At 46.9% G+C, this 22,492-nt stretch carries 21 protein-coding genes; 10 read left to right on the top strand and 11 right to left on the bottom strand.

Annotated elements, in window-relative coordinates; translation table 11 throughout:
* Window positions 1–847: 847 nt before the first annotated feature.
* From ACJJIR_RS13400 to ACJJIR_RS13390, 3 genes are all read left to right on the top strand, one after another.
* Window positions 848–1,132: a hypothetical protein gene (locus ACJJIR_RS13400; RefSeq protein ID WP_444905739.1), complete on the top strand. Its 285-nt coding sequence runs from the start codon at window positions 848–850 to the stop codon at window positions 1,130–1,132.
* Window positions 1,133–1,430: 298 nt separating this feature from the next.
* Window positions 1,431–3,053, top strand: a complete 1,623-nt coding sequence (locus tag ACJJIR_RS13395) for a vanadium-dependent haloperoxidase (RefSeq protein WP_444905738.1) — start codon at window positions 1,431–1,433, stop codon at window positions 3,051–3,053.
* 85 nt (window positions 3,054–3,138) lie between these two features.
* Entirely contained in the window at window positions 3,139–3,717 is a 579-nt protein-coding gene (locus tag ACJJIR_RS13390; RefSeq protein ID WP_444905737.1) for a hypothetical protein, read from the top strand.
* A gap of 284 nt (window positions 3,718–4,001) precedes the next feature.
* On the opposite strand, the gene ACJJIR_RS13385 is transcribed toward ACJJIR_RS13390, so the two are convergent.
* Complete coding sequence (locus ACJJIR_RS13385; protein ID WP_444896735.1) at window positions 4,002–5,633, bottom strand: hybrid sensor histidine kinase/response regulator; 1,632 nt, start codon at window positions 5,631–5,633, stop codon at window positions 4,002–4,004.
* A gap of 312 nt (window positions 5,634–5,945) precedes the next feature.
* Here ACJJIR_RS13385 and ACJJIR_RS13380 point away from each other — a divergent pair, with 312 nt between their 5' ends.
* The 3 genes from ACJJIR_RS13380 to ACJJIR_RS13370 all read left to right on the top strand — a co-directional run bounded on the left by ACJJIR_RS13380 (window position 5,946) and on the right by ACJJIR_RS13370 (window position 9,197).
* The gene (locus ACJJIR_RS13380) at window positions 5,946–7,358 is read left to right on the top strand and encodes an amidohydrolase (protein ID WP_444905736.1); all 1,413 of its coding nucleotides are present in this window, start codon (window positions 5,946–5,948) and stop codon (window positions 7,356–7,358) included.
* On the top strand, window positions 7,355–8,656 hold the full coding sequence (locus ACJJIR_RS13375; protein WP_444905735.1) for an amidohydrolase family protein: 1,302 nt from the start codon (window positions 7,355–7,357) through the stop codon (window positions 8,654–8,656). The genes ACJJIR_RS13380 and ACJJIR_RS13375 overlap by 4 nt, the downstream gene beginning before the upstream one ends.
* 145 nt (window positions 8,657–8,801) lie before the next feature.
* A complete protein-coding gene (locus ACJJIR_RS13370) occupies window positions 8,802–9,197 on the top strand; it encodes an MAPEG family protein (RefSeq protein ID WP_444905734.1) in 396 nt (131 codons plus the stop codon).
* Between the two features lie 84 nt (window positions 9,198–9,281).
* On the opposite strand, the gene ACJJIR_RS13365 is transcribed toward ACJJIR_RS13370, so the two are convergent.
* The 3 genes from ACJJIR_RS13365 to ACJJIR_RS13355 form a co-directional block, all read right to left on the bottom strand.
* A complete protein-coding gene (locus tag ACJJIR_RS13365) occupies window positions 9,282–9,581 on the bottom strand; it encodes a YebG family protein (protein WP_444905732.1) in 300 nt (99 codons plus the stop codon).
* 301 nt (window positions 9,582–9,882) lie between these two features.
* The gene (locus ACJJIR_RS13360; RefSeq protein ID WP_444905731.1) at window positions 9,883–10,500 is read right to left on the bottom strand and encodes a LysE family translocator; all 618 of its coding nucleotides are present in this window, start codon (window positions 10,498–10,500) and stop codon (window positions 9,883–9,885) included.
* Entirely contained in the window at window positions 10,500–11,108 is a 609-nt protein-coding gene (locus tag ACJJIR_RS13355; RefSeq protein WP_444905730.1) for a DUF924 family protein, read from the bottom strand. The genes ACJJIR_RS13360 and ACJJIR_RS13355 overlap by 1 nt, the downstream gene beginning before the upstream one ends.
* 170 nt (window positions 11,109–11,278) lie before the next feature.
* Here ACJJIR_RS13355 and ACJJIR_RS13350 point away from each other — a divergent pair, with 170 nt between their 5' ends.
* From ACJJIR_RS13350 to ACJJIR_RS13335, 4 genes are read left to right on the top strand one after another with little or no spacing between them, the layout of a single operon-like run.
* Window positions 11,279–11,569 carry a hypothetical protein gene (locus ACJJIR_RS13350; RefSeq protein WP_413665209.1) on the top strand — a complete coding sequence of 97 codons (291 nt, stop codon included), beginning with the start codon at window positions 11,279–11,281 and terminating at the stop codon, window positions 11,567–11,569.
* 59 nt (window positions 11,570–11,628) lie between these two features.
* Window positions 11,629–12,423: a DUF6249 domain-containing protein gene (locus tag ACJJIR_RS13345; protein WP_444905729.1), complete on the top strand. Its 795-nt coding sequence runs from the start codon at window positions 11,629–11,631 to the stop codon at window positions 12,421–12,423.
* Window positions 12,424–12,434: 11 nt separating this feature from the next.
* Complete coding sequence (locus tag ACJJIR_RS13340) at window positions 12,435–12,989, top strand: RNA polymerase sigma factor (protein ID WP_413665211.1); 555 nt, start codon at window positions 12,435–12,437, stop codon at window positions 12,987–12,989.
* Window positions 12,982–13,356, top strand: a complete 375-nt coding sequence (locus ACJJIR_RS13335) for a hypothetical protein (protein WP_282933382.1) — start codon at window positions 12,982–12,984, stop codon at window positions 13,354–13,356. Before ACJJIR_RS13340 ends, ACJJIR_RS13335 begins: the two co-directional genes overlap by 8 nt.
* Before the next feature lie 139 nt (window positions 13,357–13,495).
* On the opposite strand, the gene ACJJIR_RS13330 is transcribed toward ACJJIR_RS13335, so the two are convergent.
* The 7 genes from ACJJIR_RS13330 to ACJJIR_RS13300 form a co-directional block, all read right to left on the bottom strand.
* Window positions 13,496–14,551, bottom strand: a complete 1,056-nt coding sequence (locus tag ACJJIR_RS13330; protein WP_444905728.1) for an alpha/beta hydrolase — start codon at window positions 14,549–14,551, stop codon at window positions 13,496–13,498.
* A gap of 338 nt (window positions 14,552–14,889) precedes the next feature.
* The gene (locus ACJJIR_RS13325; RefSeq protein ID WP_444905727.1) at window positions 14,890–15,774 is read right to left on the bottom strand and encodes an alpha/beta fold hydrolase; all 885 of its coding nucleotides are present in this window, start codon (window positions 15,772–15,774) and stop codon (window positions 14,890–14,892) included.
* Between the two features lie 205 nt (window positions 15,775–15,979).
* The gene (locus ACJJIR_RS13320; RefSeq protein WP_444905726.1) at window positions 15,980–17,407 is read right to left on the bottom strand and encodes an alpha-amylase family protein; all 1,428 of its coding nucleotides are present in this window, start codon (window positions 17,405–17,407) and stop codon (window positions 15,980–15,982) included.
* Between the two features lie 180 nt (window positions 17,408–17,587).
* Window positions 17,588–18,187 carry a glutathione S-transferase N-terminal domain-containing protein gene (locus ACJJIR_RS13315; protein ID WP_444905725.1) on the bottom strand — a complete coding sequence of 200 codons (600 nt, stop codon included), beginning with the start codon at window positions 18,185–18,187 and terminating at the stop codon, window positions 17,588–17,590.
* A gap of 182 nt (window positions 18,188–18,369) precedes the next feature.
* A complete protein-coding gene (locus ACJJIR_RS13310; RefSeq protein WP_444905724.1) occupies window positions 18,370–18,822 on the bottom strand; it encodes a hypothetical protein in 453 nt (150 codons plus the stop codon).
* Between the two features lie 541 nt (window positions 18,823–19,363).
* A complete protein-coding gene (locus ACJJIR_RS13305) occupies window positions 19,364–20,404 on the bottom strand; it encodes a serine hydrolase domain-containing protein (protein WP_444908424.1) in 1,041 nt (346 codons plus the stop codon).
* A 675-nt stretch (window positions 20,405–21,079) separates the two neighbouring features.
* The gene (locus ACJJIR_RS13300) at window positions 21,080–21,805 is read right to left on the bottom strand and encodes a hypothetical protein (protein WP_444905723.1); all 726 of its coding nucleotides are present in this window, start codon (window positions 21,803–21,805) and stop codon (window positions 21,080–21,082) included.
* Window positions 21,806–22,492: the final 687 nt, after the last annotated feature.

The following is a 22,492-nucleotide window of genomic DNA, read 5'->3' as shown; positions in this document are numbered from 1 at the left end:
TCGGCGCCTGTAATATTAACGGGGCCGTTATTTTTTATTTCAAATCGGGTCTAAGCGTGTGTGCAGATTTTATTAGTGAATTAATTTTTTGGCCTGATAAATTTATTTAATTATGAGGGGCGGAAATTGGCAGGTACAGTTAGAAGTAACTGTATCTTGTTTGCTGCTCAGGTAGGGCATAGTGCCTTTGTGTAAAGATATGATGCCATATAGCTCAGCGGGCTCTCGTGTAGTGTTGTATTCGTTTTACGGGTGGTAAAAATGAACCGTTGATTTTGAGGTTTGATTTATTTGAGATACCTTGGGCATTATGGTTGATGTAATCAAAAGGTGCTTATCCGGCAGGTCGTGAAGTTAACGATGTAAATCGACGTTTCAGTTTGATTACGGAGGCGCTGTTATTCTAGTGGTGTCTCTGGGCGAGCCTCACTAGGGTGGGGGAGTATTTTTCCGATCAAAATTGCCTGGGCTGGTGTCAAATTATTTTCCCAAGTCTGAGCATCATTAAAAGGATCTATTTATATGTTGAGCCAATAAGGCAGAATCCCTTTTCCTGTTAAGCTCAGGAATTCCTTATTTCTTTAGTGCCTGTTGGTGATTTGATTGTTTTAAGTGTTTAGAAATTTACCTTATTAGCTGTTTTTTTGTTCTATACATTTTTGGTTGCAGATTTCAGCGATTTTATTTTTTGGGGTTTAAGCTTTGAAGATAATTGTCAGGAACTGTGAAGCCAAGTGGTGGTCTACAACTTTACAATAAATATTATATTTGAGGTTGATCTCGACAGGATAATAACCTGATTAGTCTGGGGGAGGGAGTTGGACAAACTCGAATAATAGGCATAGGTATGATTTCACAAAAAACCAACCTAGCATTTGTATTTAATCAAGTCGCATTAAATCACACGATTATTGCTATTGTCTCAACTAGAGCCAGATCTAGTGCAACTGACCATGTTTACCTAGAGGCTGGTGATGGAGTTATCACATCTGCAAATGAAGCTCTATGTAAATCTGCTCTCGATCCTGGAGGAATCGATGTTGACTGCGATACAGATCATAGAGAGCCAAAAAGTACTGAGGGCTTCCTCGGAATTGAACTTGGGGATGGGAAAATAGCCAGCGCCCGATAAAAGTCTGACTGCTGGAAAAGAAAACCGTTTTAGCATCTACTCATTTTTTGCTATCGACACGAAATGCATTTGGAATTAAGTCGTTGAGGGATTGAAGTGCTAGGGATCACAAGTGTAATAGATGAAGAGACATTCTACTGAAGTCCAGTTTAAGGTCTAGCTGAATCGGTGTATCGACAGGTTGGTACGGCCTCCACAACCCAGTGCGGTCAACAACAGCCAATTTGAAAACAAACTTACGGCCCACTGATAGATTTACTGATTCAGCGCGCCCTTCAATATCAAAGGACGTAATACAATGAACCACATTCTGTTAAAAACATCGGCCTGCTTCCTGGCAGCAGGCTTAATATTGACATCGGGTGCTGTGCAGGCCCAGAAGACAAAGGGTAAGCAGCCCAAGGGACAAACCAGCGCGTATCTAGGAGAAACCAGCCGATCAACTCTCTCCAAAGGTGTACTTGATCGGCTTGAGCGGACTTCGGGGAAGTCTGGCGAGCTTAATAGACCTAGAGATCGGGTTGTATTTTGGTTCAACACGATGCTCGACTCATCGGCTATCGATCATACTCCCGACCCTGATACCGGCGAAGTGGATTTCTACCAAGGCGGCCCTACCCGGTCCAGTCGCGCATTCGCCATCGTACAAACTGCTGTGTTTGACGCTCTGAACGCCTTTGACGGTAAATACCAACCTTATAATGATCTCGGTGTACTCGACACCAGAGATGCATCCAAAGATGCAGCTATCGCTTACGCCGCTTACGATACCTTGCGCGCACTCTACCCCGATCAGTCAGAGCGTTTGCAGGAATTACTGCTATCAGATCTTGACCAGATAAGAGATAGCGCAGATAGAATTGCCAAGGGCCAAGTGATTGGCGAAGCCGCTGCTGCGGCAATGCTTGCAGTGCGCAGCAATGATAAGGCCGACCACTTGGAGCCCGCTTATGGTGAGGGCGGCGCTGTCGCGGATGGGGATGACACCTATCACTCTACATCGGTCAACACGGGTGCTACGGTACCGGGAGAATGGCAGCCTGATCCCGTGGATCCTGTTGGCCACGATTCCGTGGCTCTCGGAGCCTATTGGGGCAGTGTGACACCTTTTTCACTAAGTTCAGGTGATCAATTCCGCAGTCCGATTCCGCCTACAATTACGTCTGAGGAATATGCCGAAGCCTATGAGGAAGTGGCGGCCCTCGGCGGGTCCCCAGCCAATACTATTACCCCATCGACATCCACAGCAGAGACACGATTTATCGGGAATTACTGGGGATATGACGGTGTACCGTTATTGGGCATTCCCCCGAGACTATATAACCTTATCGCCCTGCAGGCAGCACTGGATAACAAAGTCGAGAATGAGCTGGATCTGGCCCGGTATTTTGCTTTGATCAATGTGGGGCTGGCGGATTCTGGTATCGCTGCGTGGGACAGTAAATACTATTACAATTACTGGAGACCGGTTACCGGTATTCGCATCGATGACGACAACCCATCGACCTTGCAGGATGAGCAATGGTTGCCGGTAGGGGTGTCAGTCATCAATACCACCATTGCGATTAGGCCAACACCGCCGTTCCCCTCCTACCCATCGGGTCATGCTACCTTCGGTGCTTCCACCTTCGAGATTATGCGCAGTATGTTTGGAGATCAGCCCTTTACTTTTGTATCGGAAGAATACAATGGGGAAGGCTTCGACCCTTTCACGCCGGACACACCGAGGCCTTTGGTACCTGTCCGTTTTGAATCCTATACCGCCGCTCAACAGGAAAATGGCCTCAGCCGCATTTATAACGGAGTGCACTGGGACTTTGACAATATTGCAGGCCAAGTCATGGGCGAGCAGATCGCGCAGAATTTAATGAACAACGTCGAAGCATTTAGCCTGATTAGTAGATCAAGGACTCGCAGGTAAACTATTTTTACGCTATGAGCTAAATTCTCGCTCTCTATCAGGTGCCGCTCCGCAAGGGGCGGCCAAACCAAAGGTAACTCACCGTATGAATAGCAAACGATATATTGCAGTGGCAGTGTTCGGAATAATCGCTTTTGGGTTTATAGCTACGCACACACTCAAAGAGCCAGTCGAAAACGAGAAGGTCTGGGTAAGTAAACAGGAGTCGGTACCGGATGTTGAAAGCGTTATCCACCCTGCAAAAACACCCGCTTCAGTGGCACTGGCTAGCAACGACATTAAGGCTGCATTCGAGCGGGATACAGTTATCAAGTTGAACAGTATTGTTCGCCGTTCCCTGGCTACTATTCGTAAGTACGATGCTGAGATAAAGGCCGTTCGAGCAGAGAGTCTTGCGGCGACTCAAGACGGAGTGAATGAACAGCAAGTGGCATCTGCCAGGGCAAGTCTCGCCAAGCTGAAGGAGTGGGACCTAGAAGCATCCCGGGCTCTCAAGGATATGAACGCAGCCGTTGAGGAGCTAGAGGCAAGTGAAGAGCACTATAACGCAGCGATTTTAGCGGGCATGGTGCGTTTCGTGGAGACCGTGTCCACAGAAATAGGAGACGAGAACATCAAGCTGACAACATTGGTGGGGAAGGGGGCCGTAGCAGCAAAATTGTGATGTACGACTAAGATAGTATCGGCTTGAAAATTATCGAGATTATACTGAACAGGAAAATGATGACATATCGATTGACTTTGGTTTGGGGGAGTCTGCAAGCACTAAAATAATGGGGAATTCCGCTTGAGCTGCTTTTGTATAGCCTTATCCTGGTTACTTTATCACTTCACTTTTTACAGCCGGTTATCATAGAGGTCATTCCATAAGCCAACCTGTTTGTAGCTGAACTCTGTGACGTAGCTGTCAGCTAGGCCGGCTGCGGCGATTTAGGTAGAATTATTTTGTTACCTGGGTAAAGTTATTTTTCCGCTGGCAATCATCTCTTCGATCTTTTTACTGAGATGCTCAAATGTAAATGGTTTCTGGATGCAATCCAGTACCCCGTCAGAAATTACTTCCTGAACTTTACTATCCACGCTGTAACCGGTGGAGAGAATAGCCTTCACTTCGGGGTTAATCCGTTTTAGAAAAGCGAATAATTCTTGCCCATCCATGCCGGGCATAATCATGTCCAGCAGGACCAAATCTACTTCATCACTATATTTTCGGTAGTAAGTTATTGCCTGCTCTGCCGTCGCAAAGGTAACGACGCTATGGCCGTTCATTTCGAACAGGGCTTTAGAGTAGGTGCGGACAATTGCCTCATCGTCGACAACCATAATGCGCAATTTGCGCTCGCGAGCCAGTTTCTTGGCCTGGTAAGTTCTCTTTTTGATTGGGGGCTTGGAAATTGGCAGGTATAGCTTAAAGCTGCTGCCAATTCCCTCACGGCTCTGACACTGTATAGCGCCCTTATGTAAATGAATGGTGCCGTGAACTGCAGCAAGGCCCAGTCCAGCACCACGTCCACTTTCTTTGGTAGTGAAAAATGGTTCAAAAATACGGCGTCGCACTTCGTCAGACATGCCAGTGCCATTATCAGTAATCGTTATTAAAAGGTATTGGCCTGGCTGAATCTCAAAATCGGCGATAGAAGCCGATTTTTCTATGGTGATATTGGCTGTGACAAAGCTCAGGGAGCCACCAGAGGGCATAGCATCCTTGGCATTGATTCCGATATTTAGCAAAGCGCTCTTGAGTTGAGCAGGGTCGCCCACAATATGTGGACGATTTGCATCTAATTGCTGATCAATCTCGATTCTTCGATCAATAGTGCGGGTTAGCATTGCACAAACGTCGCGAATGATTTCGTGGGTATTGCAGCTCTTAAGTTGATAATTTCCCTTGCGGGCAAAAGTGAGTAGCTGTTTGGTCAGCTCTGCGGCATGGCGGGCAGTAGTCAGTATATGGTTGGTATACTCGTTGATTCTGGCATCGGTGGAAATTTGTCGAATAACTTCAGCATAGCCATTGATTCCATGAATCATATTGTTGAAGTCGTGGGCAATACCGCCGGCAAGCTCACCGATAGCTTGCATTTTTTGAGCTTGTCGAAGCTCTTCCTCCAGCAACCGCTGCTTAGTAATATCCGAACCAATACTGAGAATTCCCGCGGGATCTCCCTTCTCATCTGAGATAATTTTATTGGTCCAGGCGATCCATACTCGCTTCCCGCACTTTGTAATGTTTTCATTAATATTGTAACGGTGTTCCTCTGGGAACTGGCAAATACGGTCTATCAATTGCCGCAGGTCACGGCCGCTCGTTTCGCTGGCGGGAACAATCGTACCAATTAAGTGCCTGCCAATAATCTCGGCTTCGGTATAGCCAAATAATTGTTGAGCGTACTCGTTAAAGGATGTGATACGGCCGTGTTGATCGCATCGCATTATGATCGAGTTTGCATGCTCCACCAGCTCCCGGTAGCGCTCCTCACTTTTACGTAAGGCCTCATAGACCTGGGTTGAGTCTCTATCCGAGGTGGTAGCTGTAGATGGTGAAAGGGGAAAAATGGGCATATTACTTTCCTTGATCACCTATTTCTCCTCCTGAGTGCGGCTGCCTGTTTTTCCGCCAGAAATTCCACCATGAAGACGTACAAAAGTATATAGCTGGGGCGGCGTATTTTGACCGTGTAGACATTCTTTGCTGACTGGCTGTTATTTTTAGTTCGTATTGTTATCAAGTGTGCTTTGGTGGTACTGGGGGAACTCTCAGGCTCTGTTATGGCCCCTTGGATTGGGAGATGCATATCTCTAAACAGTCGTTTGTGACAATTTGGATAGTGGCGCTGTCAGCACAAACTGGTAGCATTCACCGCCATATTCAAAACGATTGGATGAATGACTATGCAGCTGCAACCCCGATTTCTCGGGCGCAGTATCGCGGCTCTGTTAAGTGCCTCGCTACTGCTGTCCGCATGCGGTGAGAAGCGTGTTGACAGTGAGCCGAGATCTCTCGACTTCGCTCGTGTGGACGCCTTCCCTTCCACTTATTCTGTAACCCAGTCCCGCCCTGTGTTGATTCAGGGAGCTACCCTGCTAACCGGTACAGGGGAGCAGCAAGAAAATGCGGACCTGTTGTTTGAAAATGGCAAGATCAAGGAGATCGGTAAGGGGTTACTGGCCCCTGAAGGTGCCTTGATTGTCGATGGCAAAGGTAAGTGGGTCACTCCTGGCATTATCGATGTGCATTCTCATTTGGGTGATTATCCAGCTCCGGGGATTGAATCTGCCCAGGATGGCAATGAGATGACCTCGCCAAACACTGCCCAGGTTTGGTCGGAGCACTCTGTCTGGACCCAAGACCCCCAGTTTCCCTTAGCTCTTGCCGGAGGTGTAACAACCCTGCAAATCCTGCCGGGTTCGGCCAACTTGTTTGGCGGCCGCAGTGTCACCCTGAAAAATGTACCCGGCCGCAGTGTTCAGGATATGAAATTCCCCGGTGCTCCCTACGGCTTGAAAATGGCCTGTGGTGAAAACCCCAAGCGGGTTTACGGTGGTAAAGGTAGCTCTCCCTCAACTCGAATGGGTAACGTCGCCGGTTATCGCGATGCTTGGATTAAGGCGAGTGCCTACAAGCAGGAGTGGGAGGATTACGTTGAGAACGGAGGGGATGAGCCCAAGCGCGACCTGCAGATGGAAACTCTGGCGGGCGTACTCAATGGAGATATTCTCGTTCATAACCATTGCTACCGCGGCGAGGAAATGGCGGTAATGATGGACGTTGCCAAGGAGTTTGATTTCAAAATTTCCACTTTCCACCACGCAGTGGAAGCTTACAAGGTTGCTGACCTGCTGGCTGAAAACAATGTTTGTGCGGCAATGTGGGCTGATTGGTGGGGCTTTAAGCATGAGGCCTACGATATGACCGAGGCCAATATCGCCATTGTGGATCAAGCCAAAGCCTGCGCAATGATTCACTCGGACTCCGGTGTTGGCGTACAGCATTTGCACGAGGAGACCGCGAAGGCAATGACTGCAGGACAGCGTGCGGGCTTCGATATTCAGCCAAAGGATGCAGTGGTTTGGATGACCTTGAACCCCGCCAAGGCTCTGGGTATTGCCGATCAAACTGGCAGCCTTGAGAGCGGCAAGATGGCGGATATCGTTGTTTGGTCCGGCAGCCCCTTCAGTGTTTACACCCATGTAGATCAAGTTTTCATCGATGGGGAATTGATGTTCGATCGTGCGGACAAGAAACGTCAGCCACGCACCGATTTCGAGTTGGGTATTCTCGATGCAGAGGGAGAGCGACTGTGAGAAAAGTAGCTGTTTATTGTGCGCTGGCCCTGGGGTTGATGTCAGCCGCTGGCCAGGCAGAGACCATCCTGATCAAGGGTGGCAAGGTACACACCCTGGCGGGGCAGGGCAGCCTGGAGTCCGCAGATATTCTGGTTGTGGATGGCAAGGTCCAGCAGGTAGCCCCCTCACTGGAGGTGAATGCAGATCAGGTAATTGATGCGCGCAACAAGGTGGTGACGCCCGGTGTGATAGCGCCCATTTCTGAACTGGGGTTGGTCGAGATCAGTGCGGCCAGCGCCACCAATGATCACCAGGTGACCGGTGACAGTATCGGTAGTGCCTTCAATCCGGTACCTGCTTACAACCCTAAGTCCACCCTGATCCCATTCAACCGGGCGGGTGGAGTCACCAGTGCGGTTGTTTCACCGGGAATCAGCACTTGGGACAGCGGTGCTATCGATGCTCAGCAGATATTTGCAGGGCGCAGTTTTGCCATCAAGTTGAATGGTGAATTTGATAGCGTCGAAGCAAAGAATGTTGCGCAAAAAGCTTATCTGGGAGAGTCCGGTGGTGAACTGGCCGGTGGCAGCCGAGCCAATGCTTATGCCAAGGTGGAGAGCGCTCTGCGTGAAGCTCAGGAGTATCGTGATAATCGTGCGGCGATTCACCGTGGAGAGTGGCGAGAGCTGGATTACGATCTGGCAGATCTGCAAGCTCTGCAGCCGGTGATCGATGGTAGGGAGCCTTTGATGGTAACTGCCGACCGGGCCAGTGATATCCTCGCGGTATTAGAACTGGGTGAAGCCTTTAAGGTGAAGCTCATTATAATCGGCGCAGCTGAGGGCTGGATGGTTGCCGATAAACTGGCGCAAGCACAAGTGCCTGTAGTGATCGATGCAATCAACAACATTCCAGCATCATTCTCAAGTTTGGGCGCACGCCTGGATAATGCTGCACTTCTGGCCAAGGCTGGGGTGACGGTAGCTATCAGTGGCCCAGATATGGTGGCTAGCCACAACGTTTACCTCTCGCGCCAATCTGCGGGCAACGCTGTAGCCCATGGTATGCCTTACGAGGAAGCGCTAAAGGCAATCAGTAGCAATGTTGCTGAGATTTTTAATCTGGAGGGCGGTACGTTGGAGCAGGGCGCTGTTGCGGATATTGTGATCTGGAGCGGTGATCCCCTGGAAGTTACCAGCTACGCTGAGCAGGTCCTGATTGAGGGTGAGAATCAATCCCTGGTGAATCGCTCAACGCGCCTCAGAGATCGACACCTCAAGCCCGCAAGGGGCCATGAGTTTGGCTATAAGCACTAAGATGCAAAGAGCGGGCTTCTAGCCCGCTTTTCTTTTTCCACCTATTGGTCTGAAAGGTCCATTGGCTTGTGTAGGATTTGTGTGGCGGAATACTTGCTTTCGGGGATATATTCCCTGGCCAGATTGATAAGAACAAGGAAAAAACATGGCGAATATCACAGCACTCTACACCGGCCTTTGTGCGCTTCTGATTATTTACTTGGCATTCAGGGTAGTCGAGTTTCGTCGCACAAAGAAAGTGGGAATTGGAACCGGAGACGATCGTTTCAATGAGATTAGGGTGCGAGTTCACGCTAATGCGATTGAGTACACTCCGATAGCGTTGCTTCTGTTGCTGGCTGCAGAGTTGGGTGGTTTGCCTGCACTGTGGTTACACCTCTTTGGGGCGTTCTTTTTTATCTCACGGGTATTTCATGCCTATGGACTGACCAAGGGCAAAGGCGGGCTGCACTTTGGGCGCTTCTGGGGAACTTTAATCAGCTGGGTCGTTATCGTTGTGTTAGCGGTCATTAACATTGTTAATGCCGTAATTAATCTTTGAAGTTTATTGGTGAGGCTCAGTATGAGCCCCACGCAAAAAAGCCCGGTAGAACCGGGCAGAGTACAGGGATGAATCTATAAGCGTTTACTGATTGGCGGCGAGCGGAGTTACGCGATCATCTTCGCTCTCCTGCACCATGCTTTCGTCTTCTTCGAGTAGTACTTCAGGCTTCCCTTTACAGGCTTTAGCCAGGGCATCGCGGCGTTTGGCCAACAGCAGGCCGATCTCTTCGCCCACTTGCTCATCAATGCTGTCGATGTGGCGCTCAATCAGAGACGTGATATTAGCTGCGAGCTCCAGCATCTTATCGTGTTCTTCAGCGTCTTTTTTGTTGTCGAACATTGCTCCGTCTCTATCGCATTTCCAAACAGCTACTACGGCCATCGTGTGCCTCCCAATCGTCTATTAGACTGTCCACTTAGTTTGTATGTCGCTACCCTAACTGTATAAATATTCAGTGTCAACGATGCGGTGAAGAAAGGGCCCTATGCGGTCAAAAGACCAGCAGGTGCGATGATTGGTCCGCCATTAAGCGTGAACACTGTCATAATGTGCCTACAGCCAGACGCATTCCCCCCGGGGCGACTGGCTGTCTTCACATCATTTAACAGGCCCGCTTGCGGGCCTGTTTTTTATTTGGGTGAGGTGAAACTGAGGTAGTGAAGGTTTCTGCAGGCCTGTGGCTTTAGATGCTAAGGATCAGCCGGGCAGCCAGTCCTATCAGTAAGATCCCGAAAACCTGTTGGATGCGATGGCCAATATGCTTGCTGACCAGCTGGCGTTTACGGCTGGCATGAACCGCCAGGGCAACGATGCAGTACCAAACTGCATCCACTCCTGAAACCAGCGCCGCCATGCCCAGCTTGGTGCTCAGGGCCTGTTGTTCTGACACAAACTGGCTGAATAGGGCGGTGAAAAATACGGCGATCTTGGGGTTGAAGAAGGCAACACCAAAACCTTGAGCGATAGAGCGCTTCAGGCTCTGGTGTGGAGGTTGTGCGGTTGCAGTACTGGTACCCGGTGCGGGCGCACTGAGGGCTTTCCAGCCCAGGTAGACCAGCATTGCTGCACCGGCCCACTGCAGAATGTTAAATAGAAGAGGAGAGCTAGTGATCAATACCGCCAAGCCAAATGCGGTAAGAATTGCGTATATAGCGACCCCGGCTCCGTGAGCAATAGCACTGGCCAGACCTTGCTGTAAGCCTGAGGAGGCGCTGCGTAAGACGATAAGAAGACTTGGTCCCGGAGACATAGCGCCGAGGGCACAGATCCCCGCGAGAGATAACCAACTGAGTAAGTCCATTATTTAAAGCCGCCCCCTTGAGCCAGCCATTCTTTTTCTGCTTGAGTGGAAGTGCGACCCAAAGCCGCATTGCGGTGAGGGAAGCGCCCAAATCGCTCGATGACCTCTTGATGGGCAAGGGCGTATCGATAATGAGTGTCGAGATAGGGCGAGGCAATTTTGTCTTCTGCGAAGGTTTGCTGCAACTGTCGAAAGTAGTCTACCGAGTGTTGCTGGGTCACGAGGTCTTCGCTGTGCTCTAGCGGCATGCCCAAGAATACCTGCTGGTAGAGCCCAAGATTCGGGGCCTCTCCGCGCTGAATCAGTGACATCGTAATTGCCAGAGCCTGGGAGTCTGCAGCGAATGCCTGGCGGGTGCCCCGGTAAATGTTTCTGGATAATTGGTCACAAACCAGTAGCAAGGCGAGTTCGCCTTTCAAAGTTTGCTGCCAACGGTCCAGCTCTCCACGCTGCGCTGACTCGGCAATAGCTCCAAATCTTGCCTTGATGTCGGCGTCCACTTCCGGAGTAGCGGCAAACCATAAACCCTGCTTCTCCGCTGCAATAGAGTTGCCACGAATATCAGTGCTGCCAAACCAAAAAACCAGGACATCATTAGGGGTTGTCATATCGAAGTTCTCATTCCGTATTGTGTTCCGAGTTTATCCGATCGTTCCAGCCCAGTGATGACCATTAGAAGGTGGTTCCAAGTGTTGGCGTAAAAAAAATTATACAGCTGCATCCAACTGGGCTACCCGAATCGTCATAGTGGCGTACAAGGGAAAATCGGGAGATCACAATGTTTACTGCGAGATCAACTAAAAAGGTACAATTTTGCGTCGCGCTATCTCTGGTAGTTGCGGCTCTGCAAGTGGGTCAGGTTAATGCCTCCGAGCTGACGCTTTCCCAGGATGGGATTCACCGAGAGCTCACCCAGAAAATTGATCAGCAAATACTTAAAAAGCTTGGTGAGTGCACTGATAAGAGTGAGGAAGTTAACCGGCTACCTCCAGTGCGTATTGCTGAGGAAAAAGAGCCCCGAGGAGGAATGGCTTACCCCTACTCCAAGGCTCGAATGATGGTGATGTAGGTCACCCCCCCCAATGACGGTTCACACCACTGATAACGAAAATGATTAGAGAGTAAGTAATGAGAGCGAGAAACAAACAATCATTCCAGGCAGTCATCTGCTGTTGGGTGGCCATTGCGGCATCCAGCATAAGCATGGGCAGCTGGGCCCAGGAGGAGGACTCATTTGTCCCTGAGCCCCCGCCGCCGCCAGGTGTGGAGGCCTCCGAATCTGAAACCCGCGTCCGTATATTGCGTGAAGATGGTGTTCTCACGATCAAATCCGAAGGCGAGAATGGTGAGAAAAGTGAAGTTCGGGTTGACTTGGGGCAGGACTTTGGCGGCCCCCTAAGCCAGGAAATTATCGAACGGCTGAAAAGCAAGGGCATTCTGGATGTAGACGGAAAGGTTACCGAAGATACCCTGAATAGCGTACCGGACAATGTCAGAATCAGGTTATCGGAAAGTCGTGACTACCGGGGTAGGCACTGGGATCACCATGACTCACACCACTCTGGAAGTGACGACTCATCTGTAATCCCAATAGTAGCGCTGCTCTGTGTATTTGGCATGCCAGTGTTTATTGTCTGGTTGGTAACGCGCAGCAGCTATCGCAAGAAACAACTGGTTATGAGTAATATCAACCAGATGGTTGCTGATGGTCGGGATGTGCCCCCGGAGCTAATTGATCTTTTGGATGAGAGAGAGCCAAATAGCTCCAGTGATCGCGGTATCACTCTGATTGCAATAGGCGCTGCAGTATTCATCTCCCTCTCAGCTCTTGCAGGTATTGGAGTAGGCAGTCTTGGCTTGATCCCTCTGTTTATCGGTGTGGCTCGCTATGTGAACTGGAAGCTTGATAACAAGCAGGTGTAGGAAAGGCGAGTATGGACCTCAATGACGAGGAATTAATCAGGCGGGCCGTCAAAGACGGGGACCAGCGGGCATACGCCCAGCTGGTTCGTCGCTATCAATCTCAGCTGCGATACTCGCTCCGACAGCTGTGTGATGGTGACCAGGGTCTGGCAGACGATATGGCGCAGGAGGCCTTTATTAAGGCCTATAAGGCGTTGCCGGCGTTCAGGGGGGATGCCCGCTTCAGCACCTGGCTGTACCGTATCGCCTATAATCTCGTCATGAGCCACAAGCGTAAGAATATGCCCGATGTGGATCAAGAGGCAGTGGATAGGGCTCAGGCCGATGAGACTATTGAAGAATCTCGGCAGTTAGGGATGGCTAGGGACCTCACTGCCGCGATGGATACCCTGAGTGGCCCGCAACGGCAAGCAATCCATCTGTGTATGCACAGGGGCTTTTCTCACGAGGAGGCGGCAAGTATTATGAAATTGCCGCTTGGTACGGTAAAATCCCATGTCAACCGTGCTCGGGCCAAGCTGCGTAGCTTGCTACAGCCCTGGCGTGAGGAGGTGGTAAATGGTTAACTTTGAACAGCGCAACACGAAAGGTAACGCCTTGAGTGAAATGGCTTTAGAGGGCAACGACCGGGAGTTTGACGCCTGGCTAAGTGAACAGCTCCAGTTCAATGAGCCCCATTTGGATAACGATGGTTTTTGTGACCGCGTGATGGCCGCGCTCCCTGCGCAGCCTAAACGCTCAAAGCGTCGTTCCAGTTATTCTCAGTACATCGCGGTAGCAGCTGCCTTAGGGATCATTGCCTGGCAGTTCCCTTTCAGTGAGGTAGTTGCCGAGATGGCCAAGCAATCCATTAGCTTGTATAGCTTGGTAGGTGTTGGACTTTTATCTTCTTTAGCGGTAATGACCGGTGGCATTTTCGCCGCACGCCGCTAACGAGAGCCTGCCTTTATGGAAGCCCGCGCCTAAATCATGATAGGGCGGGCAGCTTCCTTTTTTACTTTGCAAGCTTTCCTTAAAGTTTTAGTGGGCTCGCTTCATATTAAGAGTGTGTCTGGCCTTCGAGTAGATTTTGTCAGCCTTTGCAGCGAGCGTGCTCTTCAGCTTGGTTGCACATCTCTTTCAATATGGCTTTCCCCGCTTCTTCATAGCCATTGTTCAGCAGGTAGTCTGCTGTCTCGACTGTGGCATCGATCCCGCTCGAAATTTCTTCAATGGTGTATGCGATATGGAGTTCCAATTCGCTAGCTGCATTTTCAGAATCGGAAATGGCATGGTGGGCTATCAAGCGTTGCAGGGTATTGGTGGGAATAACCACTTTGAAGCCAAATTTATCTGATAAATTCCGGTAGTGATTTGTCAGCCCATCAAACCCGCTTACTTTAAGTTCGTAAGTTGGCTCCCATCCAGCAAAGGTGTGTTGTAGTGCAAATTGCATAGAGTGATGTTTAGTCGTTCTGTGGGATTGCTTTGGGAATTTCTGGAAAGTAAAGGATGCGCCCTGTACATTTGCGAGAGTTTGGCTCAACTCGTCAAATGGGACTTGCATATGCTCCCCCTCGTTAGCGATGGTCACGGTCAGCGGGGAAAGCTCTTTGAGTTGTTTGGGTGCTAAATTGGAAACTCGCCCGGTTATATATTTATCCTCTAATGATGGGCTAAAAGCAAAGTACTGTGAAAATGGTGCTTTGTCGTTTAGCCAGTAGTCGAGTACGAAGCGGCCAGAGTTGGAGTGCCCAGACAAAATACTAAAATCTGCGGTTCGATAGTTTTTATTGACATAAGGCACAACTTCGTTCGCTAAGAACCGAGAAAATGCTGTCGATTTACTTTGATCTGGGCGCAACTCCTTGCCCATTCCCTCTACACCAATCACGATAAAATTGGGCACTTGGCCTTCAAGTAAATCGACAGTAGACAAAGTAGAAAGCATGTCCCACTGAGCATGTAATACGTAGAGCACAGGATATTCTTTGTTATTATCCTTATATTGTTCGGGAAGTTTCACCAAGATGGTTCGGTTTTCACCAAGAAAATCTGATTTGATTTCCGTCTTTTGTGCGAGAATAAAATCTGAAGCATTTGCCATCAGCGAACAAACACTTATCAAGGCTAAAAATAAAACTCTCATTTTCCACTCTCCATGTAGGTATTATTTTAGGGTGTAATACTAAAGTTCGGGTTAAATTAACCAGCTAAAACTGGTTGAAGAAAGCTGCTTTTGCCTGCTTGTCAGGTATTTTCAGTAGAGGGTACTCGTGTCGACGTGCGCCGATGTTTGTGCCGGAAGAAGTTGCCAATTTATTGTTATATGACTTAAATCTATTTATTGACCCTTTAGATGTCAAGTGCCTTGACTAGGAGATATGCCTTGTTGAGCGGGGGTAAGTCGAAGAAGTAGGGCCTGCAGACTTAAAGCTTAGGACAGGCTGAAGTCGGTCTGCCCTAAGTTTAACAAAATAGTAAATGCTACTTAGTTTCTATATTCTCCAGAAATTGATCGACCACTGCATTGAATTCATCGGGTCTCTCCCAAAACATCATATGCTTTCCCATATAAGCGGTAGTGGCGGAAGGGGTATTAGCTTTGATCCATTTTTCAGCCACTTCCTTAACTTCATTTCGCACCACATATAGCATAGGGATCTTCCCTTCAAGGCCGATAAGGTCTTTGCTGTAGTCGAGGTAAAAACCAGTAGCGTTGGTAATTGCGGCGACGCTGCTAGAGGTTTGATTGGCGATATTAGATATCCAGGCAATATTTTCTGTAGTGGGATTCTCAAGCATCCATTTGGCGAACTCTGCAATCACATTTTCGCGGTCCTCAATAACCCCCTCAGTGAATGAGCGCGAGTATCCGTCTGAATCATCATTCAGATACCAGACCCACTCGTCCCGGCTGGCCCCAGAAATATCCGGGCCAGTGTCGATCATAATCATGGCTTTTATCTTGTCAGTGCCGAACTGGTTGAGATAGGCCAGTTGCTCGGTCACTCCGTAGGACCAACCCGCGAGAATCACGCTATTAAGCCCCAGCTTGTCAATCAGTGCAGCTAAGTCTCGAGCGTGTTGCTGATAAGTATGGCCCTCAACAGGCTTGGATGACATGCCCTGGCCGCGGGGATCATAAGCTAGTGCGCGATACTTGGTGGAGTCCTTGAAATGGGCAAGTTGATGCTCGAAAACCTTTGTAGACATCATCCAGCCGGGAATAAAGATGATTGTCGTATCGCCGTTACCCGCTTGTTCGTAGTGGATAGTGAGAGAGTTGTCGATCTTGATTCTCTCTGCTGCCACATAAGTAGAAAAAATAGACAGGATGCTAAATAAAATTACCAGATGAAGAGTCTTCATGACGCAAATTAACCCAATAAAATTTCTATAACGTTATCAGAGGAAGTTCGTAGGCGAAGTGGCTTCGGCTACCAATATTCGCTTAGGTCCACATTGTACCGTGGAATTACTGCTATTAGTTGCTGCTGCAATATTGCCGACCATATAAATTGCACAAACGTCCGTTTTATAGGATTGATTGCTTAAAGCCAAAGTAGGTGGGAGCTTAGGGTAGTTGGTTATGATTTTTCCCATTTGGATTGGTATAAAAATCTATATTGGGTGTGACTGCTCGGTATTTATCCAGAATTATCATAATGAAGAATAAAGGAATAAGTGACAGTACAGAGAAGTGTAGTGCAATGAATTTGGTCTCCTCTTGTATGGGCGCGCTGGAAAATATAATTATTTCGATAATAAGTAAGAAAATAAATAAAAAACACTTATTGAAATCTGACACTGAGTCAAATATTTTGGGACCCAATATCCAATGCTTCCAGGATTTGTGCGCAATAGCATCTAGTAAGTAATAGAGACCGCAGGTAAAGCTAACCAATGTCGTAAGCAGTAGTTCAAATACCCAGGCGGGAGGTTTGCCTGGAGCCGGAGGCCAAGCATTCGTAACTCCAAATTCTGTAAAAGAGAGAATGGCAAAGAGACCGGTCGTCAGCAGTACAACTGGAAATCGAAATACTAAAATCACCATACAAATTGCAGCAAAGGTCTCGAATATTCTCTGGATTGGCATAAAGATCTCGGCGTGGTCCGCTACCCAGGACAAGGCTCCCCGATACCAATACGGTGTATTCCCGTATTCGACATAGGAGTTAATGAGACCTCGGTACCCTTCTACAGTAAACCAATTTAATAGCCCATCCTCAAAAACCTGAAAGACTAACATTACCCCGATGGTGAGGGTAAATAGATCAATCCAGCGCCCTACTATCGGAGTTGAATCCTGCTTGGGGGGAGTATTTCGATACTTGTCTAAATACTTTGAAGCTATTGATAAAACGGCAATGGTAATACTGGATAGGGCGCTTACAGTGAATACGTAATCGCCACCATTGCGTGACATAGCAAAGACCCCAAATAAGAGAGCTGATGCTACAACAATCGAACAACTCCAGGTTAATAGGCTTACTCTCGGTGCTATCACCGCGCCTAAAAGCCGAGAACGAAAATTGTATTGAGATTCTTTATGGAGCTTGTAAATGCTAACTGCCAAGATTAAGGCAAATAGCGCAGGTGACAAAAACTCGAAGTACCAGCTGTTTTCTCCCATGTAAGTCAATCCCCACAGCAAGATAAAACCAAAAAACATGAGTGTCGCGCCCAAAACAATAAAAACACGCAATATCAAGAGGGTTCCAGCAAGCAATAGTGCCAGGTGGAGTGTATAGGTTACAAAAACTGAGTAGGGGATAAGGTAGCTGACCAGTGATTTGACAAGTGAAGGTGTGCCCTTAGTCTGTACAAGCTGATGTAACAAGCTTGCGAAGACATCCGGTGCCATTTGCCCATTAAAAAAGCGCGTGATAACTAACTGAATACAGGCTGCGCCTAAGAAGAGGCTGATAATGGCTAGCCAAGTAGTTTGAGATGTGGCGCTTCTTGCTTGCTCAGTACTCAAGTGCAGGCTGGATATAAGCATGTATCTTATCCGAGGCCCTTTAAGATTGATTTCCTTATTGGTGATTATGGCAAATTAGGTAAATAACTTACAAATTTTCGCCGTGTTGATGCTGTTGTAACTACAAGGCTGGCTACAGCCAACCTTGTAATCGATGAGTTGATAAGAAAGTTCCAAAGCGACATTTGGCGACAGCTTTAATTATGGGTTTCTCCACTCTGCAGCCAGGTCAATTGCTTGCTGTAAGATTGGCCATTCCAAAAGACTTTGCTGGTATTTGGTAGCTTTCTCGCTTAATGAGATATTATAAACATATAGTCTATAAGCGAGTATTGCGTAAAATGCGTCTACAGCCCCAGCAGAGCCGAACATGAAGGGCAGTTTTGCTTTCGAGAAAATATCTTCAATCCTTTTTAACTCAGCCTGAATTCCAGGGTTCATATCCGGAGAGGAGTTGCTTTTATCTAAAGTGAAAGGGCAGTTGCTTCTTAAAGCGATAAAACCGGAGTGAAGTTCAGCACATAGGCTTCTTGATTGCGCTCGCTCAATATTTGATGAAGGGTACAAGATACCTTTGGAGAGTTCATTAAAATACTCAGTGATTGCGAGTGAATCATGAATGCAAGTATCTTCAAGCAACAATATAGGTACAAGTCCAGCTTGGGAATATTTAAGCACTTCGTTTTTGTAGTCAGGGTTAGAGAGGTCTATGGCTTTGATCTCAATATCAAGGCCTGCGATTTGGGCGCATATCCAGACTCTTAAGGACCAGGTGGAATCAGTGCCTGTGATTAATTTCAAAACATGTACTCCTTTTGGGTGTTGCTGGAGAAAGTGGCAGGGTATTCAAGAGTATCCGAGAAGCTATATGTTGCCTCCCTTCGCGATATTTAGAAAAGAGTATACAGATTCTAGTGTTTAAGCATTATACTGAGGTTTTCATACTGACTGAAAATTAAAGAGTGAATTTAGAGGTGGATTAATTAGTCAGATAGCTCCTTCAATAGTTCAATAATGTTAGGTTTTTCATCTGTTTTTCTCATAAAATACCGGGGGTATACCTTGTTTAAGTCTGGGCCTCTCAGCAGAAAAACAAACTCTTCGCCTAATGATGACTCTTGAATATTGCCGAGTTGATAGTGCCACATTTCCCAAAGTTCTACGTAAAATTCCGGGGGGACACGATCAAGGTTGCTTTTAATTACACCATTTGGCATCAATTTAACATGGAGCCTAATCTTATTCCCTGATAAAGGACTGGTTCTCCCATCTGGATTAAAGGTGATTTCTCCGCTTGAGGTGATCATATCTACCTTTTGAACCAGAACATGTAGAACGTGATCGGTGCTTTCCAGAAGCTGTTCCAGTGTTGCAGGCTCTATAGATGTTCCATTTGCACAGCTAGAAAATAGTAAAAAGAAAATCAGCTTTTTCATGAATATTATCTATTTTTGTAAGTTATACCAGGCACAACATTGATTGCCTAGGGTGAAGCTTTTTAATAGCTGTTTTCGTCAGTAATGTTAGTATTTTTGTCTGGTTTCGATGGTTTTACTATTCTAGTCAGAATATGGAGAGCCAATTCACAGGCCGCTACTTACTTGTGACTCATTATTCATTGGTACTTCGATAATGGCTAATCACACCCTTGTTTACAAGGAGGTATCTCTATATTTTGGCGTTTAATCATTTTTGAATTGGATTTCGGTGGCCGTTAAACTTTAGCTGCCCCACTAGTTGTTAAAAGGATCTTGCTATGTGTCCCTATGGGTTGATAATTATGCTAGCTTATTCTGTTTAAGGACCTGAGGTGTGGTTTTTAAATTAATTTTCATAACTGTTTATTTTAACATATTTAAAGGTAGGCGACTTTCTTTAATGCGGCTGCTACTTTCTACAAAATGTGGATGTCTATAGGGGCGAGAGAGTGAAAAATTGCTGCGGACCTGAACAATCAAGCCCGCTTGCTCCAGTGAATCACTCAAGTGGTTTCAAAAGTTTTGTAAGGTGCTTGCGGATATCTTTCATCGACTTTTCCGCAGTCTTGTGCCCCGCATTTATAGCAATTAGAAAGATTATGTCATGCTTGGGCATGATACGCACATCAGTAAACCAATATCCATTACTGCCAGTATGTGCAAGAAGTGATAACTCAGAGTCGTACACTGCGCCCCACCCGAGAGCGTAATTGCCTGTCACCGGTGAATGTAACTTGCGATAGGTTTCAGTCTTTAGCAATTTACCGCGACCATGTACGCCATTGAGCTGATCTTCTACAAAAAGAGTCCAATCCTGGAGTGATATATTGATAGTTCCTGCGGGACCCATTACTTGTGGGTTATCACTATTTTTGTCGGCAGGGTCTAGCGGGATGAGCTTGCCCAGCCAGGATTTTTTGTGGCCGCGAGGTTGATCTAATGTGGCCGAAGAGCCGGGAGCTGCAAAACCCGCATTCTTGATACCAAGTGGAGCAAAGATCTGCTCCTTGATGAGATCTTCCCAGGTCTTGTCTGCTCGAGCTTCGGCGATAGCCCCAGCAATGATAAAGCCGAGATTGGAATATTCAGCTGAGTCAGCCTCGGAGCTGGGAGGTATAGTGAGGTAATGGCGTGCGACTGCCATGCGTTGCGCTCGAATATTGTGTTCAGGCTCGATTACTTTCATCAATGTAGGAAGTTCATACCAGCTGGATAAAGGGGGTAGGCCGGCAGTGTGACTGAGCAATTGTGTGATCGTAATATTACGGTAAGCGGGGTCTATATCTTTTGCAGAAGAGGGAAATGAGTCAGCTAATGTATCCTCAAATTGTAATATACCCTGCTCGACTAAGCGCGCCACCATTGTTGCTGTAATCGCTTTGGTGTTAGAACCTATGTGCCAGCGATCATTGATTGTTACTATTTCATTATGGCCCTGTGCGCGAACTCCGTCTACCGCCATGGCAGCGATTTCGCCATCGATTTGAACTAGTACACCGACTGCTGGAAGGTTGTTGCTATCTCGGGCATTAGTAAGTATTTGTTCGAGAAACTCCTGTAACGAATCGTCGGCATATGCGATAAAGGGTGACGTTAGAAGCGTGACTGCCAGGAGAATCCTTGGTAGAGTTTTATTATATCCTATATGTATTTTAATAAGCTCGAGTGTTTTTTTAAAGCAAGTGCTGGATCTGTGTTTATACAGATATTTTATATCGATTGGTATACTCTGAGGCTTCGATGTAATGAAAGGTTTTGGTATATTGTTGCCAAATGGTTGTTTTAAGTGTTATTTGTATTATTCGTAATTATTATTAGGTAAGTGCTAGAGAAGGGTGTTTTGTGAGGTCTTTCTGCTTGAAGAATTATGGGTTATAACAGACACCTGATAATCGTGAACATCCTTTGTTCAATCTCAAGTCAACTTTGACATCCCTTAGTAATGATCTTTCCTTGCTTTAGGGCGTTGAGTGGAATATATGCTAACAGTATTTTCTCAATAATCCTTCTTTTGGAATTTGATTCTTTAGTGTATGCGACCTAGGAAGGCTACATTTATTATCTATTAGAAATGGCGTCACTGTGAGAGAAGCCCGTCAGCAATTCGGGTAGGTGGTGATTGCTGACGGAAAATAAAAATTTGGATCATGGCTGAGTTTATCATCTGGGATCAGATGAATGTTAAGCATTACAAAAGCAAGAGCTTTTGGGGTTTCTAGATGGCAAGATTTCGAGCTCGAAAAATTCTGTCGCGAGGAACAAACTGAATGTGCAGGTCTCGAGAAACATTCGGCGCGCTGATATGGGAATAATCTCCGGTAGCTGTGAATTTATACATTTGTAAGTTCCGTCCGGCAATATACCTTCCCAATCCCCAGTAACCCTGATAGTTAATGGCTTGATCATCGGGGATTTGGTTTGAAAGAGTGCTTATAGTACGAGCAACACGTCGGTCTCCAATCATGTTTCTTCCCATTCTTAACCCTGTGACATGCGCAGAACCTATAGGGATTATTCCTCCTGGACGTCCGCCTATATTAAAGTGGTGAATAATTCTTCTTGCTATTCCCTTTTGACGTTTTTCTGAAGATTTCCACTCTCCATTTCCTCTCCATGAATCCACACAGGCTATATCCCAACTTTTCCGAGAAGCTATATTGATTAGTAGCGCTGATGTTTCAGTGTCAGTTACGCCACCCGCGAAATAGTCTTTTATCCTATTGGGGTAAGCGGAGAGAGTTCCTGCAGCTTTTATTTCATGCGGTGCTTCGACGAACAATGAGTGAGGCTGATCGCTATTATCAGCTATCGCTTCAGCTGCAAAGGAGAAACCGTGAGGTACATCATTATGCGGCTCTTGGACAATCACTAGCCCTCCGGCTTGCAATGTGGCGCGAACACGAGCCTTTGCGTCTTGCAGGGTTATATTGTTTACTGGCATTTTATATCTCCATCTTACTATAGGACGACTGGTTTAGCGTCGAATGTGCTCGGTGTATTTCTCGTCGAGTAGAACCTTTTTATTTGGCTTGGACACAACTGCAAAAGCAGGAGTTATCATATTTCAGTTTTTGTAATGCATGTATTGCTAATCAAGTTACTCTTCATGAAAGTTGGGTTCAAGAAATAAATGCAACACCTTTCCAAATTTTGTCTTAGTTTGTGAGTTATTTCTTTCGGGGTGTTTATTGCTCTGGGGTTTGTATCCTTTGTGAGGTAGGTTCCCTTTTAATATCCTGTAGTGTGGTTTTTATTAATATTGGCAATTTTAGAGATGGTCGTATCGAGTATGATTTCTAGGGTAGATTTTTTGGTCTTTTAAATCGGTTCTTCTGTGATAGATATTTTTGGCTAATTGTGTTTTTTCTGGTTTTCTATTGGTTCTTTTTTATAGGGATAGCTTTTGTGGAAAAAAGTAATCTATAGTAGAAAATCTTCTACATGTGTAAAGAATGAAGGGGCAGTGTGACCACATTACCTAATACTGCATCCCCTTACGGCACTCCGAGCTAAAAAGTTTAATTTTTTTTGTGACTTATTTGTAACCACACTTTTGGTCAAAAGTCTTGAGATTCTTGGAATGGTTTTGTTGGATCCATAAATTGAGGAGGTGCTAATTCTCGGTGGG

This window comes from Microbulbifer maximicatervae (SeqCode) (assembly GCF_052467385.1).
This window is presented reverse-complemented; position numbering and strand designations above follow the sequence as displayed.

What these genes read in the sequence shown, in the direction of transcription:
- ACJJIR_RS13310 (WP_444905724.1), bottom strand. Translation starts at nt 18,822, where the DNA reads ATGAAAAAGCTGATTTTCTTTTTACTATTTTCTAGCTGTGCAAATGGA.
- ACJJIR_RS13335 (WP_282933382.1), top strand. Translation starts at nt 12,982, where the DNA reads ATGGTTAACTTTGAACAGCGCAACACGAAAGGTAACGCCTTGAGTGAA.
- ACJJIR_RS13400 (WP_444905739.1), top strand. Translation starts at nt 848, where the DNA reads ATGATTTCACAAAAAACCAACCTAGCATTTGTATTTAATCAAGTCGCA.
- ACJJIR_RS13380 (WP_444905736.1), top strand. Translation starts at nt 5,946, where the DNA reads ATGCAGCTGCAACCCCGATTTCTCGGGCGCAGTATCGCGGCTCTGTTA.
- ACJJIR_RS13325 (WP_444905727.1), bottom strand. Translation starts at nt 15,774, where the DNA reads ATGAAGACTCTTCATCTGGTAATTTTATTTAGCATCCTGTCTATTTTT.
- ACJJIR_RS13330 (WP_444905728.1), bottom strand. Translation starts at nt 14,551, where the DNA reads ATGAGAGTTTTATTTTTAGCCTTGATAAGTGTTTGTTCGCTGATGGCA.
- ACJJIR_RS13300 (WP_444905723.1), bottom strand. Translation starts at nt 21,805, where the DNA reads ATGCCAGTAAACAATATAACCCTGCAAGACGCAAAGGCTCGTGTTCGC.
- ACJJIR_RS13390 (WP_444905737.1), top strand. Translation starts at nt 3,139, where the DNA reads ATGAATAGCAAACGATATATTGCAGTGGCAGTGTTCGGAATAATCGCT.
- ACJJIR_RS13370 (WP_444905734.1), top strand. Translation starts at nt 8,802, where the DNA reads ATGGCGAATATCACAGCACTCTACACCGGCCTTTGTGCGCTTCTGATT.
- ACJJIR_RS13320 (WP_444905726.1), bottom strand. Translation starts at nt 17,407, where the DNA reads ATGCTTATATCCAGCCTGCACTTGAGTACTGAGCAAGCAAGAAGCGCC.
- ACJJIR_RS13395 (WP_444905738.1), top strand. Translation starts at nt 1,431, where the DNA reads ATGAACCACATTCTGTTAAAAACATCGGCCTGCTTCCTGGCAGCAGGC.
- ACJJIR_RS13355 (WP_444905730.1), bottom strand. Translation starts at nt 11,108, where the DNA reads ATGACAACCCCTAATGATGTCCTGGTTTTTTGGTTTGGCAGCACTGAT.
- ACJJIR_RS13360 (WP_444905731.1), bottom strand. Translation starts at nt 10,500, where the DNA reads ATGGACTTACTCAGTTGGTTATCTCTCGCGGGGATCTGTGCCCTCGGC.
- ACJJIR_RS13340 (WP_413665211.1), top strand. Translation starts at nt 12,435, where the DNA reads ATGGACCTCAATGACGAGGAATTAATCAGGCGGGCCGTCAAAGACGGG.
- ACJJIR_RS13350 (WP_413665209.1), top strand. Translation starts at nt 11,279, where the DNA reads ATGTTTACTGCGAGATCAACTAAAAAGGTACAATTTTGCGTCGCGCTA.
- ACJJIR_RS13365 (WP_444905732.1), bottom strand. Translation starts at nt 9,581, where the DNA reads ATGGCCGTAGTAGCTGTTTGGAAATGCGATAGAGACGGAGCAATGTTC.
- ACJJIR_RS13345 (WP_444905729.1), top strand. Translation starts at nt 11,629, where the DNA reads ATGAGAGCGAGAAACAAACAATCATTCCAGGCAGTCATCTGCTGTTGG.